Genomic DNA, 13,762 nt, shown 5'->3' on the forward strand with positions numbered 1-13,762 from the left:
TCGTTTGATCCAACGTGATGAAACGTAGCTACAATAAACAGCGAGTTAGTCACTGTCCTTATCCTTTAAACTTTAGATGTATAGTTTTATTGGTGGGCAGTTTGGGTCACTTATCAGCGAGCTGAGGAACCCCATGGTTTACTCTTATACCGAGAAAAAGCGCATCCGCAAGGACTTTGGTACTCGTCCACAAGTGTTGGACATCCCATACCTGCTATCGATCCAGCTCGATTCGTTCGACAAATTTATCGAACAGGATCCTGAAGGACAATATGGTCTGGAAGCTGCCTTTCGTTCTGTTTTTCCAATTCAGAGCTATAATGGCAATTCTGAGCTGCAATACGTTAGCTACCGTCTTGGTGAGCCAGTTTTTGATGTTAAAGAATGTCAAATTCGTGGTGTAACTTATTCAAAACCACTACGTGTGAAATTACGTTTGGTCATTTTTGATAAAGACGCACCAGCGGGTACTGTCAAAGATATTAAAGAACAAGAAGTCTACATGGGTGAGATTCCACTCATGACAGATAATGGTACCTTCGTCATTAATGGTACCGAGAGGGTTATCGTATCCCAGCTGCACCGAAGCCCCGGCGTGTTCTTCGACAGCGATAAGGGAAAGACTCACTCATCTGGAAAGGTTTTATATAACGCACGTGTGATTCCTTACCGTGGTTCATGGCTCGATTTTGAGTTTGATCCAAAGGATAATTTATACGTTCGTATTGATCGTCGTCGTAAATTACCTTCATCAATTATTCTTCGTGCATTGGGTAAAACGACTGAAGAGATTCTGGATCTTTTCTTCGATAAGATTGTTTTCGAAGTAAAAGACCAGACGTTGATGATGGAACTTATTCCCGAACGTCTGCGCGGTGAAACAGCAAGCTTTGACATTGAAGCAAATGGCAAAGTTTATGTTGAGCAAGGCCGTCGCATTACGGCGCGCCATATCCGTCAGTTAGAAAAAGACGGTGTTGATTTTATTGAAGTACCGGTTGAATACATTGTTGGCAAGATTGCTTCCAATGATTATGTCGATCAGGATACGGGTGAAATTATTGCTGCGGCAAACCAGGAAATCAGCCTGGAAACTTTAGCTAAGCTCTCGCAGGCCGGATATAAGAGAATTGAAGTTCTTTATACGAATGAACTTGATCATGGTTCTTTCATGTCAGATACATTGCGTATCGACAGTACAACTGACCGCATTTCGGCTTTAGTTGAAATTTACCGGATGATGCGTCCTGGTGAGCCACCAACGAAAGAAGCTGCTGAAGCTTTATTTGAAAGTCTGTTCTTCTCTGAAGAGCGTTATGACTTGTCTACAGTTGGCCGGATGAAGTTTAATAGTTCTATTGGCCGTGATGATGCCGGTGAACAGGGAACTTTAGACGAAATCGATATCATCGAAGTGATGAAGAAACTGATTTCAATCCGTAACGGAATTGGAGAAGTTGATGACATCGACCACTTAGGTAACCGCCGTATTCGTAGCGTTGGGGAAATGGCTGAGAACCAATTCCGTGTTGGTCTTGTTCGTGTGGAACGTGCTGTAAAAGAACGTTTGAGTTTAGGTGATCTTGATAATGTGATGCCTCAGGATCTCATCAATGCCAAGCCAATTTCTGCCGCAGTAAAAGAATTCTTTGGTTCTTCTCAGTTGTCCCAGTTTATGGACCAGAACAACCCACTATCAGAAGTCACGCATAAGCGTCGTATTTCTGCATTGGGTCCGGGTGGTTTAACCCGTGAGCGTGCTGGCTTTGAAGTTCGGGACGTACACGTGACTCACTATGGACGTTTATGTCCGATTGAGACTCCTGAAGGTCCAAACATCGGTTTGATCAACTCGCTTTCAGCGTTTGCACGTTGTAATGAATATGGTTTCCTTGAGACGCCATATCGCCGTGTCGTTGATGGCGTCGTCACTGACGAGGTTGATTACCTTTCTGCGATTGAAGAAGGGCAGTTCATTATTGCACAGGCGAATGCTAAATTAAGCGATGATGCTACTTTTGCTGATGAATTGATCACAGCTCGTCAGAAAGGTGAATCAGGTCTTCACCCTCGCGAGCACGTCAGTTATATGGACGTTGCAACAAACCAGGTTGTATCGATTGCTGCATCTTTAATTCCATTCCTTGAACACGATGATGCAAACCGTGCCTTGATGGGTGCGAACATGCAACGTCAGGCTGTTCCAACCCTACGGGCTGACAAGCCATTAGTTGGTACAGGTATCGAGCGTAATGTAGCTGTTGACTCTGGTGTAACTGCGGTTGCTAAACGTGGTGGTATGATCCAGTCTGTTGATGCATCTCGTATCGTGGTTAAAGTGAATGATGATGAACTGGTTCCTGGTGAAGCAGGTATCGACATTTATAACCTGACGAAATATACCCGTTCAAACCAAAACACATGTATTAACCAGCGTCCTTGTGTGATGCCCGGTGAACCTGTTGCCCGTGGCGATGTAGTGGCTGACGGCCCGTCAACTGATTTAGGTGAGTTGGCTCTTGGTCAGAATATGCGTATCGCATTTATGCCTTGGAACGGTTATAACTTTGAGGATTCAATCCTTGTTTCTGAGCGTGTTGTTCAGGAAGACCGTTTTACTACAATTCACATTCAGGAACTTTCTTGTGTTGCCCGTGATACCAAATTGGGTGCTGAAGAGATTACTGCGGACATCCCAAATGTTGGTGAGGCTGCATTATCTAAGCTGGATGAGTCAGGTATTGTTTATATCGGCGCTGAAGTTAAAGGTGGCGATATTCTGGTAGGTAAGGTGACACCAAAAGGTGAAACACAGCTTACTCCGGAAGAAAAACTTCTGCGCGCAATTTTTGGTGAAAAAGCATCCGATGTCAAAGATACATCATTGCGTGTGCCAAACTCTGTTTCAGGTACGGTTATCGACGTTCAGGTCTTCACTCGTGATGGTGTTGAAAAAGATAAGCGTGCGCTTGAAATTGAGCAAATGCAGCTGAAAGAAGCGAAGAAGGATCTGACGGAAGAATTCCAGATTCTTGAAGGCGGTTTGCTTGCTCGTGTGAGAGCTGTACTACTTGCCAGTGGTTACTCTGAAGCAAGATTAGACTCTATTGACCGTAAAAAATGGTTAGAGCAAACAATCGAAGATAGCGAGCAGCAATCTCAGCTAGAGCAACTTGCTGAGCAGTGGGACGAGCTGAAAGCTGATTTCGATAAGAAATTTGAAGCGAAGCGTCGTAAGATCACTCAAGGTGATGATCTGGCGCCGGGTGTACTGAAAATCGTTAAAGTTTATCTGGCCGTGAAACGTCGCATTCAGCCTGGTGATAAGATGGCTGGTCGACATGGTAACAAGGGTGTTATTTCAAAAATTAACCCTGTTGAAGATATGCCTTACGATGAAAAAGGTAACCCTGTCGATATCGTCCTGAACCCACTGGGTGTACCATCCCGGATGAACATTGGACAGATTCTGGAAGTTCACCTGGGCGCTGCTGCAAAAGGTATTGGTGATAAGATCAATGCAATGGTCAGAGAGCAGCAGGAAATTGCTAAGTTAAGAGATTTTCTGCAGCAGGTTTATAGTTTAGGTAACGATATCCGTCAGAAAGTAGATATCGTTTCTCTCTCTGATGAAGATGTTCGCGTACTGGCTGGTAATTTGCGTAATGGTCTTCCTGTTGCAACACCAGTTTTTGACGGTGCAACAGAGCCTGAAATTAAGAGCTTACTGAAACTTGCAGATCTACCTGAATCAGGTCAGCTGACCTTGTTTGATGGCCGTACAGGTGATGCTTTTGAACGTCCGGTAACTGTTGGTTACATGTACATGCTGAAACTGAATCACCTTGTTGATGATAAGATGCATGCCCGTTCAACCGGTTCTTATAGTCTGGTTACTCAGCAGCCATTGGGTGGTAAAGCTCAGTTTGGTGGTCAGCGCTTCGGAGAAATGGAAGTGTGGGCACTGGAAGCATACGGTGCGGCGTATACGTTGCAGGAAATGCTGACAGTGAAATCAGACGATGTAAATGGCCGGACGAAGATGTACAAAAACATCGTTGATGGAAGTCATAGTATGGAACCAGGAATGCCTGAATCCTTTAACGTATTGTTAAAAGAGATTCGCTCACTTGGTATCAACATCGAGCTAGAAGACGAAGAGTAATCCATTTGGATTATCTGGTAGAAAGGAGCTTGCCGTCGGCAAGCCCCTTTTAACTCCTTACAGGAGCTGATTGTGAAAGACTTATTAAACTTTCTGAAAGCACAGCATAAGACTGAAGAATTTGATGCAATCAAAATCGGTCTTTCCTCACCTGATATGATTCGTTCTTGGTCATATGGTGAGGTAAAAAAACCTGAAACTATTAACTACCGAACGTTCAAACCAGAACGTGACGGTTTGTTTTGTGCGCGTATCTTTGGACCGGTTAAAGACTATGAATGTCTTTGCGGAAAGTATAAGCGTCTGAAACACCGTGGTGTAATTTGTGAAAAATGTGGTGTAGAAGTTACACAGACTAAAGTTCGTCGTGACCGGATGGGACACATCGAGCTTGCTTCTCCTGTAGCACATATTTGGTTTTTGAAGTCACTGCCATCCCGTATTGGTTTGTTAATGGACATGCCGCTTCGTGATATTGAGCGCGTACTTTATTTTGAAATGTACGTTGTCACTGAGCCGGGGATGACTGACTTAGAAAAAGGTCAGTTACTGACTGAAGAAGAATATCTGGATCGCCTGGAAGAATGGGGTGATGAGTTTGTTGCGAAGATGGGTGCTGAAGCAATTAAAGATCTACTTGCTTCTATGGACCTGAACGCAGAAACAGAACTAATGCGTGAAGAACTTGGTTCAACAAACTCAGAGACTAAACGTAAGAAAATCACTAAACGCTTAAAATTAGTTGAAGCGTTTCTTGCGTCCGGGAACAATCCTGAATGGATGATTCTTACTGTCTTGCCTGTGTTGCCGCCTGATCTTCGTCCTCTGGTTCCTCTGGATGGTGGTCGTTTTGCGACATCAGATTTGAACGATTTATACCGTCGTGTAATTAACCGTAACAACCGTTTAAAGCGTTTGTTAGAGCTGGCTGCTCCGGATATTATCGTACGAAACGAGAAGCGGATGCTTCAGGAATCTGTTGATGCATTATTAGATAATGGTCGCCGTGGCCGTGCAATTACGGGCTCGAATAAACGTCCTCTTAAGTCTCTTGCAGATATGATCAAGGGTAAACAGGGTCGTTTCCGTCAAAACCTTCTTGGTAAGCGTGTTGACTACTCCGGACGTTCTGTAATTACTGTAGGTCCTTATCTTCGTTTGCATCAATGTGGTTTGCCGAAGAAGATGGCACTGGAACTGTTTAAGCCATTTATCTACAGTAAACTCGAAACCCGTGGTTTGGCGACAACGATCAAAGCCGCTAAGAAAATGGTTGAGCGTGAAGAGCCGGTTGTATGGGATATTCTGGATGAAGTCATTCGTGAGCATCCGGTCCTTCTGAACCGTGCACCAACGCTTCACCGTTTGGGTATCCAGGCTTTTGAACCTGTTCTGATCGAAGGTAAAGCAATTCAGCTTCACCCATTGGTGTGTGCGGCGTATAACGCTGACTTCGATGGCGACCAAATGGCTGTCCACGTGCCGCTGACGCTTGAAGCCCAGCTTGAAGCACGTACGTTGATGATGTCAACGAACAATATTCTTTCTCCTGCATCCGGTGATCCTATCATCGTTCCTTCTCAGGACGTGGTCTTGGGTCTGTACTACATGACCCGTGAAATGATCAATGCGCCGGGTGAAGGTATGTATCTTTCCGGCCCGGCTGAAGCAGAAAAAGCGTACCGCACGAAAACTGCTGCACTACATGCCCGGGTGACAGTCCGTATCACAGAAACTGTGAAGGACGAAGATGGTAACTTCACAACGGAAACAAAGCTGGTCGAAACGACGGTAGGTCGTGCGATGTTATGGCAGATCGTACCGAAAGGTCTTCCGTTTAGCATTGTGAACCAGAAGCTGGGTAAGAAACAGATTTCCAATCTGTTAAACGAGGCTTACCGTAAACTCGGACTGAAAGATACAGTTATTTTTGCTGACCAGATCATGTATACAGGTTTTGCTTATGCAGCATTGTCTGGTGTTTCTGTTGGTATCGACGATATGGTCGTGCCGCCAGCGAAATACACTGAAATATCAGAAGCAGAAGAAGAAGTTCGTGAAATTCAGGAACAGTTCCAGTCAGGTCTGGTGACTGCCGGTGAGCGTTACAACAAAGTGATCGATATCTGGGCATCAACCAATGACCGTGTTGCGAAAGCCATGATGGCGAACCTTTCTTCTGAAACTGTCATTAACCGTGAAGGTGAAGAAGAGCAGCAAGAGTCATTTAACAGTATCTATATGATGGCTGACTCCGGAGCCCGGGGTTCTGCAGCTCAGATTCGTCAGCTTGCGGGTATGCGTGGTCTGATGGCTCGTCCTGATGGTTCAATCATTGAAACACCAATCACGGCGAACTTTAAAGAAGGTCTGAACGTTCTTCAGTACTTTATTTCAACGCACGGTGCGCGGAAAGGTCTTGCGGATACGGCATTGAAAACTGCGAACTCCGGTTATCTGACGCGTCGTCTGGTTGATGTTGCCCAGGATGTGGTTGTCACAGAACATGACTGTGGTACTCACGAAGGTGTTCAGATGATGCCTCACATTGAAGGTGGGGATGTAAAAGTTGCATTGACCGAGCTGGCTCTTGGTCGGGTTGCAGCTGAAGATATTCTGAAACCGGGCACTGAAGAAGTTCTGATTCCGCGGAATACATTGATTGATGAGAAATGGTGTCAGATTATTGATGAAAATTCTGTCGATACAATGAAAGTTCGTTCTGTCGTAACCTGTGATTCAGACTTTGGTTGCTGTGCTCAGTGCTATGGACGTGATCTTGCCCGTGGTCATTTAGTGAACCAGGGTGAATCTGTTGGTGTTATTGCTGCTCAGTCAATCGGTGAGCCAGGAACACAGCTGACCATGCGTACATTCCACATTGGTGGTGCGGCGTCTACAGCTGCTGCTGAAAATAGCATCCAGACGAAGAACAAAGGTTCGCTTAAACTGAACAATGCTAAGTTTGTTAAGAACAAAGATGGCAAACTTGTCATTACTTCCCGTGCAACTGAATTGACAATTATCGATGAAATGGGCCGAACCAAAGAGAAACATAAACTTCCTTATGGTTCTCTGTTGAATAAGGCTGATAGCGATATTGTTGAGTCAGGTGAAATTGTGGCTAACTGGGAAGCGCACACCATGCCAATTATCACTGAAGTGGCAGGTCGTGTTCAGTTTGTTGACATGATTGATGGCGTGACAGTTTCCCGTCAGATGGATGATTTAACGGGTCTGTCTTCAAGTGAAGTGACTGAAGCTGCGGCTCGCCCTTCTGCTGGTAAAGATATGCGTCCAGCCGTGAAACTGGTCGACGCCAGTGGCAACGATATCATGATTCCAGGTACTGACATGCCAGCACAATATTTCCTTCCGGGTAAAGCGATTGTAAACCTTGAAGATGGTGCTGAAGTCGGTGTAGGTGATACGCTTGCCCGTATTCCTCAGAAATCTGGTGGTAACAGAGATATCACTGGTGGTCTGCCTCGGGTTGCCGACTTGTTCGAAGCTCGTAAACCGAAAGAACCAGCAATTCTGGCTGAATACTCAGGTACGGTTTCATTTGGTAAAGAAACGAAAGGAAAACGTCGTTTGGTGATCACCCGTGAAGGGAACGACACTTACGAGGAAATGATTCCTAAGCATCGCCAGTTGAACGTATTTGAAGGTGAAAAAGTTGAGCGCGGTGATGTGATTGCTGACGGTCCTGAGTCACCACATGATATTTTGCGTTTACGTGGTATTCATGCAGTTACTCAGTATATTGCAAATGAAGTACAGGAAGTTTACCGTCTGCAAGGGGTGAAAATTAACGATAAGCACATTGAAACGATTGTTCGTCAAATGCTGCGTAAGTGTACGATTACCTTTGCCGGAGACTCTGATTTCCTTGCTGGTGAACAGGTTGAATATTCACAGGTTAAGATCGCTAACCGTCAGCTTGAAGCTGAAGGGAAGGAACCTGCCCGCTATGAGCGTGAGCTTCTGGGTATTACCAAAGCTTCTCTGGCGACAGAGTCGTTCATCTCTGCGGCATCTTTCCAGGAAACAACCAGAGTTCTTACAGAAGCAGCTGTTTCAGGTAAGCGCGATGACCTTCGTGGATTGAAAGAGAACGTGATTGTTGGACGTTTGATCCCAGCTGGTACAGGCTTTGCTTACCATCAGGAGCGTCAGGCAAAACGTGAAGCTCAGAAAGAAGGCCCATCAGCAGAGCAGGCAACAGATAATCTCGCTGCTTTGTTGAATGCAGGTTTTTCATCTGATGAATAACGATTGTAACTGATAGATAAAAGGCGCCTTCCAGGCGCCTTTTTTATTGTCATCCCTAAACCACCGCCTTGGGCGGTGGTGATTGAACCTTGGGGCTATTGCCCGAAGAAATGCCCATGTTAGAAGTAAACCTCTTATTCACCACAAGTAAGAGGAAACAAAAAACATGGGCGACTATAGAAGTTCATCACATGTCTATTGGCGTTGTAAATACCATATAGTTTGGACGCCGAAATACAGATTCAAGATCCTGAAAGGTAACGTAGGTAAGGAGCTTTATCGCTCAATCTATATTTTATGCAATATGAAAGATTGCGAGGTCTTGGAACTAAATGTTCAGCAAGATCATGTTCATCTGGTTGTGATAGTTCCACCAAAAGTGTCTATCTCAACGTTGATGGGGATGTTGAAAGGACGTTCGGCAATCCGGTTGTTTAACAAATTCCCGCATATAAGAAAGAAGCTCTGGGGAAATCATTTTTGGGCAAGAGGTTACTTTGTCGATACGGTTGGCGTAAATGAAGAAATCATCAGACGTTACGTCAGACACCAAGATAAGAAAGATCAAGAATACGAGGCGCAGTTAGAGTTGAAGATGAACTAACAGCGCGAGAATGCTCCCTTTCAGGGGGCTGTAAACCAAAGCCGCCTTCTAAGAAGGCGGATTTTTACAGGTTGATATCTTCCCTGAAGAGGCTCTCTCATTGAGAGTGAAACTCAAGCGCCGGGAGGTATTGATAAACTATCAACAATTAATTGAATGAGTTGATCTTCAACTTCAAACCGTGCTTCAAGAACCTCTCCCAATTGAGATAGCTCAAGGTCGAAGTTTTCTAATTGATCCCCATCCTTCATATCCAGATATTTATCGGCAAAATTCAGCAGTGGATCTGTCGTTTCCACAATTGCTAAATAAGTTTGATTAATGTCGTTAGTCGCAGTAAAACCAGTCGATTCCCACTTTGCTTTTACAGTATCGTAGATTTTAAAGTGGCCAGTTGAGATATAGTCTACAAGCCTTCTGCAGAAGCTATGGATCTCATGAATTGTTGGTAATTCAGAAATAGAATTCCTGGTTGAATTGGGTTGCCTGGTGACTAGTTTGCAGTACTTCACCAACAAAGATTGACGCGTATCTAACCAGTGATCAATGACTTCACTGGAACCGCCCCACTGTTCCTGAGTTCTTTTAAATTTGTTTAACATGGCGATGCCCTCTGATCGAGTTCCCGTAGGGAGATCTTTCCGTGGCAATGATGTTTGTAAACATCAATTCAAGTATTTATACAAGAGCTTACGATCTGGTATGTAGGATAACTCTGGTATGAAACAAGATTGCCAGTAAAATGGAATAACTGCAATAAATGGGAGTGATCATGTTAAAGAAAAGTGATACAAGAAACGCTTATTGGTGTGTTGTTTCAGGAAGTGAACTCTGGACTGTCGAAGGCACGCTACCTTTCGGCTCCGGACAACAATTTGGTTTACCTGTTCAGGAAGCCATATTGATTGGTGAATATCAGAGTCACCCTGTTTATTGGCTCAATGAAGAAGATATCGAATCTTCATTTGAGATGACCTCTCTTCGTGAGCTTCTCCATCTGAATGAACCGTTATTTTTGCTGGCCAGTAAAGCTGTTCAGTATGGTCATATGACCCGAACACAGCGTTTTTGTTCTCAGTGCGGAGGCAGAAATTACTTCCATCACCGTGAATACGCAATGCAATGTCAGGAATGTAAAACGATTCATTACCCAAGAATTTTTCCCTGTATTATCGTTGCTGTGCGAAAAGATGGTGAAATTCTTCTGGCACAGCATCCAAGGCATAAAAATGGGCTGTACACCGTTATTGCCGGGTTTGTTGAAGTTGGTGAAACTCTGGAGCAGTGTGTCGGCCGTGAAGTTTATGAGGAAACCGGAATCAGAGTTAAGAATATCCGGTATTTTGGTAGTCAGCCATGGGCTTTCCCATCGAGCATGATGGTAGCTTTTCTGGCAGATTATGATTCCGGAAATGTTAAGCCGGATTATAGTGAGTTAAGTGATGCTGACTGGTTTACACCGGATAACATTCCTGACCTTCTTGCACCTCCCGGAACGATAGCAAGAGCGTTAATTGAGACGACTATAGATGATATCAGGCAGGCGAGAAGTGACTGAAATTCAGGCTCCTGACTGATATTCATGTTAAAATTCCGGCCTAATTCATAATAATCAGTCTGAAAATGGGAAATTGTTAGTATGAGTGAACTGAAGAATGATCGTTATATACGGGCATTGTTGAAACAGCCTGTTGATCGCACGCCGGTATGGATGATGCGTCAGGCTGGCAGATATTTGCCTGAATACAGACAACTCAGATCTCAGGCCGGAGACTTTATGTCTCTGTGTAAAAATCCTGAACTGGCCTCTGAAGTGACTTTGCAACCTTTACGCCGTTTTCCGCTTGATGCCGCTATTTTATTTTCGGATATATTAACGATTCCTGATGCTATGGGATTAGGGCTTTATTTTGAAACCGGAGAAGGTCCTAAGTTTGAGCGCCCGATCAAAAGTCAGTCTGATATTGATCGTATCGGCACATTGGATCCGGAATGCGAATTGAAATATGTGATGGATGCAGTGCGCAGAATCCGTAGTGATTTGGATGGTCTAGTCCCTTTGATTGGATTTTCAGGTAGTCCCTGGACCTTAGCCACTTATATGGTTGAAGGAGGAAGTTCTAAGGCATTTACCAAAATAAAGAAAATGATGTATGCAGAGCCGGCAATGCTTCATTCATTACTGGAAAAACTTGCCACGAGTGTAGTTGACTATCTGAATGCCCAGATTAAAGCCGGGGCTCAGTCTGTGATGATTTTTGATACATGGGGCGGCGTTTTAACTCCCCGTGACTATCAGCTCTTTTCTCTCCGGTACATGCATAAAATTGTTGATGGATTAATCAGGGAATATCAGGGACATCGCATTCCTGTAACACTGTTCACAAAGAATGGTGGTATGTGGCTGGAGAAAATAGCCGCAACAGGGTGTGATGCTGTAGGATTAGACTGGACAATAAATATAAACGATGCCAGAGCACGCGTTGGTGATAAGGTTGCTTTACAAGGCAATATGGATCCATCAATCCTTTATGCGACACCAGAACGGATTCAGGAAGAAGTGTCTCAAATCCTTGCTGACTATGGTCAGGGGACAGGGCATGTTTTTAATTTAGGTCACGGAATCCATTTAGATGTAGCTCCGGAGAATGCTGGTGTTTTTGTGAATTCAGTTCATGAGCTTTCCCGGGCTTATCACTGCTAAAGCAGGATGCGGTTCAGTATGGCAGAGTGAGCTTTGGGGACATGATAATATTCTCATCTCGCTGACTCACTCATATTTTAATCAGGCTTAAGACAGGTATTATACCCAAACAACCTGAAGGTGCAGGTTTCAGTGACAAACTCACCCGCTGGACGTGAGCTGAAAGGCATATTTCTGTGTCAAGAGAATTTGAAAGGTGGGTACATTCCTGCATTCTCTTTCCTTGAACTGTACCTTTTGGCTGCACGATGAATTGTGCATCTTGAGGTTGCTTGGGTATACAAATTTAGAACCGTGAAAACAAGAGAAAAAATCATATCCGCAGCGTTAGAGCTATTTAACGAACAGGGCGAGCGAACAATAACAACAAACCATATTGCTGCTCATATCCAAATTAGTCCCGGAAATTTATATTATTATTTCCGCAACAAGCAGGACATTGTCAGAGAAATATTCAAGCTTTATGCTTCAGAATTGCTGGAGCGGTTTTCTCCGCCAAACAGAGATAAAGAAAGTCTCTCTTTATTACGCCATTATCTTGATTCAATATTCACGTTAATGTGGAAATATCGTTTTTTTTATGCAAATTTGCCGGAAATTTTGCAGAAAGATGAACAGTTACATGAAGACTATATTCAGGTTCAGGATAAGCTTCGTCATAATCTGGTGCAGATTATCTGTGTGTTTGCTGATATGTCATTAATTAAAATTTCAGATGATGAAATGCAGTCATTTGTGACCACATTACATATGGTAACCTCCAGCTGGTTAAATTACAGATCGGCCATGTCGTTAAGAACTCAGATTACTGAAGAAGTGATTTTGCAGGGAATGTTACAAATGATCGCTGTGGTTAAGCCCAGAGCAACGGCACAAGGTTTGGAACAACTCACCTTACTGGAAGAAGGCGTGATTGCGATGCATCAATGATGGCCGGCTGTTTGCGGGGATCGAATCGTTATCAGTGAATTAGATATAACCTTTTATTCTTGTTGGTGAAAGTTGATCACTGCTAGTTTTAGCGTTTTATTGTACAGAGATAGTTTAAGCGAATGCATTTCGATATATTTAATGGCGATGCTGACGGAATTCTGTCTTTATTGCAGCTCCGTAAGGCACAGCCCCGGGATTCAGTTTTGGTTACCGGCGTGAAACGTGATATCCAGTTATTAGATACAGTTGAAGTATCTGATGGTGATACATTGACTGTTCTGGATATTTCGATGGAAAAGAATCAGGATGGGCTTCACAGGATACTGTCTCAGGCTGAGCATATTTTTTATGCTGACCACCATAAGAGCGGTCAGATTCCTGTTTCCGGTAAGCTTGATGCGCACATCGACTTAGATGCCAATATATGTACCGCATTGATTGTTGATCAACATCTTCAGGGTCAATATCATTCCTGGGCGATTACAGCAGCTTTTGGTGATAACCTGAGCGCTGTTGCTAAGCGATTGTCTTCTGAAGCGGGTTATTCGCTAAAAGAGGCTGAACAGCTGGAAGAATTAGGTATCCTACTGAATTACAATGGATACGGTCATCATACTGATGACTTGTTTTATCACCCGGCTGAACTCTATCGGTTACTGATGAATTATGTGTCTCCATTTGATGTAGTCGCAGATTCATCGTCTCCGTTTTATACGCTCAGAGAAGGCTATCAGTCAGACTTTCAGGCTGTCTCTGAGCTGATCCCGGTATATAGCAGCCAGTATTTAAGTGTGATTGAGCTTCCTGATGAAGTATTTTCCCGGAGAATCAGTGGTGTTTTCGGCAATTTTTTGGCGAATGAGAATCCTGAGCGGGCGCATGTGATTTTGACCCGTAATGAAGATGCTTCATTCAGAATATCTTTAAGAGCGCCGCTGAACAATAAACAGGGAGCCGGGGATATTTGTGGTTCTTTCCCTACCGGAGGCGGGAGAGCAGCGGCAGCGGGTGTGAATGTCTTGCCTGAGCCGGTGCTGGAGCAGTTTATTGCCCGGACAGAAGCTTATTACGCAGGGTAGCT

General features: G+C 44.1%; 8 protein-coding genes. 7 read left to right on the forward strand and 1 reads right to left on the reverse strand.

Going from position 1 to position 13,762, the window contains the following annotated elements:
- Window positions 1-133 precede the first annotated feature (133 nt).
- From rpoB to tnpA, 3 genes are all read left to right on the forward strand, one after another.
- Entirely contained in the window at window positions 134-4,165 is a 4,032-nt protein-coding gene (gene rpoB, locus OC443_RS01725) for a DNA-directed RNA polymerase subunit beta (protein WP_073581126.1), read from the forward strand.
- Window positions 4,166-4,237: 72 nt separating this feature from the next.
- Window positions 4,238-8,440 (forward strand): DNA-directed RNA polymerase subunit beta', encoded by a 4,203-nt coding sequence (gene rpoC, locus OC443_RS01730; RefSeq protein WP_073581128.1) that lies wholly within the window; start codon window positions 4,238-4,240, stop codon window positions 8,438-8,440.
- A gap of 166 nt (window positions 8,441-8,606) precedes the next feature.
- Entirely contained in the window at window positions 8,607-9,044 is a 438-nt protein-coding gene (gene tnpA, locus OC443_RS01735; protein ID WP_073580231.1) for an IS200/IS605 family transposase, read from the forward strand.
- A 113-nt stretch (window positions 9,045-9,157) separates the two neighbouring features.
- Here the strand turns inward: tnpA and rsd are convergent, their stop codons facing one another.
- The gene (gene rsd, locus OC443_RS01740) at window positions 9,158-9,652 is read right to left on the reverse strand and encodes a sigma D regulator (protein ID WP_200796905.1); all 495 of its coding nucleotides are present in this window, start codon (window positions 9,650-9,652) and stop codon (window positions 9,158-9,160) included.
- 164 nt (window positions 9,653-9,816) lie between these two features.
- On the opposite strand from rsd, the gene nudC reads away from it, so the two are divergent.
- The 4 genes from nudC (at window position 9,817) to OC443_RS01760 (ending at window position 13,760) form a co-directional block, all read left to right on the forward strand.
- Window positions 9,817-10,602, forward strand: coding sequence for an NAD(+) diphosphatase (gene nudC / locus OC443_RS01745; RefSeq protein ID WP_073581154.1), 786 nt, complete (start codon window positions 9,817-9,819; stop codon window positions 10,600-10,602).
- An 81-nt stretch (window positions 10,603-10,683) separates the two neighbouring features.
- Complete coding sequence (gene hemE / locus OC443_RS01750) at window positions 10,684-11,748, forward strand: uroporphyrinogen decarboxylase (RefSeq protein WP_073581132.1); 1,065 nt, start codon at window positions 10,684-10,686, stop codon at window positions 11,746-11,748.
- A gap of 294 nt (window positions 11,749-12,042) precedes the next feature.
- Window positions 12,043-12,678, forward strand: coding sequence for a TetR/AcrR family transcriptional regulator (locus tag OC443_RS01755; RefSeq protein ID WP_073581156.1), 636 nt, complete (start codon window positions 12,043-12,045; stop codon window positions 12,676-12,678).
- A gap of 122 nt (window positions 12,679-12,800) precedes the next feature.
- Window positions 12,801-13,760, forward strand: coding sequence for an acetyltransferase (locus OC443_RS01760; protein ID WP_073581134.1), 960 nt, complete (start codon window positions 12,801-12,803; stop codon window positions 13,758-13,760).
- The last annotated feature ends 2 nt before the right edge of the window (window positions 13,761-13,762 follow it).

Source organism: Vibrio quintilis (genome assembly GCF_024529975.1).
GTDB lineage: Bacteria > Pseudomonadota > Gammaproteobacteria > Enterobacterales > Vibrionaceae > Vibrio > Vibrio quintilis.

Coding starts and splice junctions, on each gene's coding strand:
- nudC (WP_073581154.1), top strand. CDS start 9,817: ATGTTAAAGAAAAGTGATACAAGAAACGCTTATTGGTGTGTTGTTTCA.
- OC443_RS01760 (WP_073581134.1), top strand. CDS start 12,801: ATGCATTTCGATATATTTAATGGCGATGCTGACGGAATTCTGTCTTTA.
- rpoB (WP_073581126.1), top strand. CDS start 134: ATGGTTTACTCTTATACCGAGAAAAAGCGCATCCGCAAGGACTTTGGT.
- hemE (WP_073581132.1), top strand. CDS start 10,684: ATGAGTGAACTGAAGAATGATCGTTATATACGGGCATTGTTGAAACAG.
- tnpA (WP_073580231.1), top strand. CDS start 8,607: ATGGGCGACTATAGAAGTTCATCACATGTCTATTGGCGTTGTAAATAC.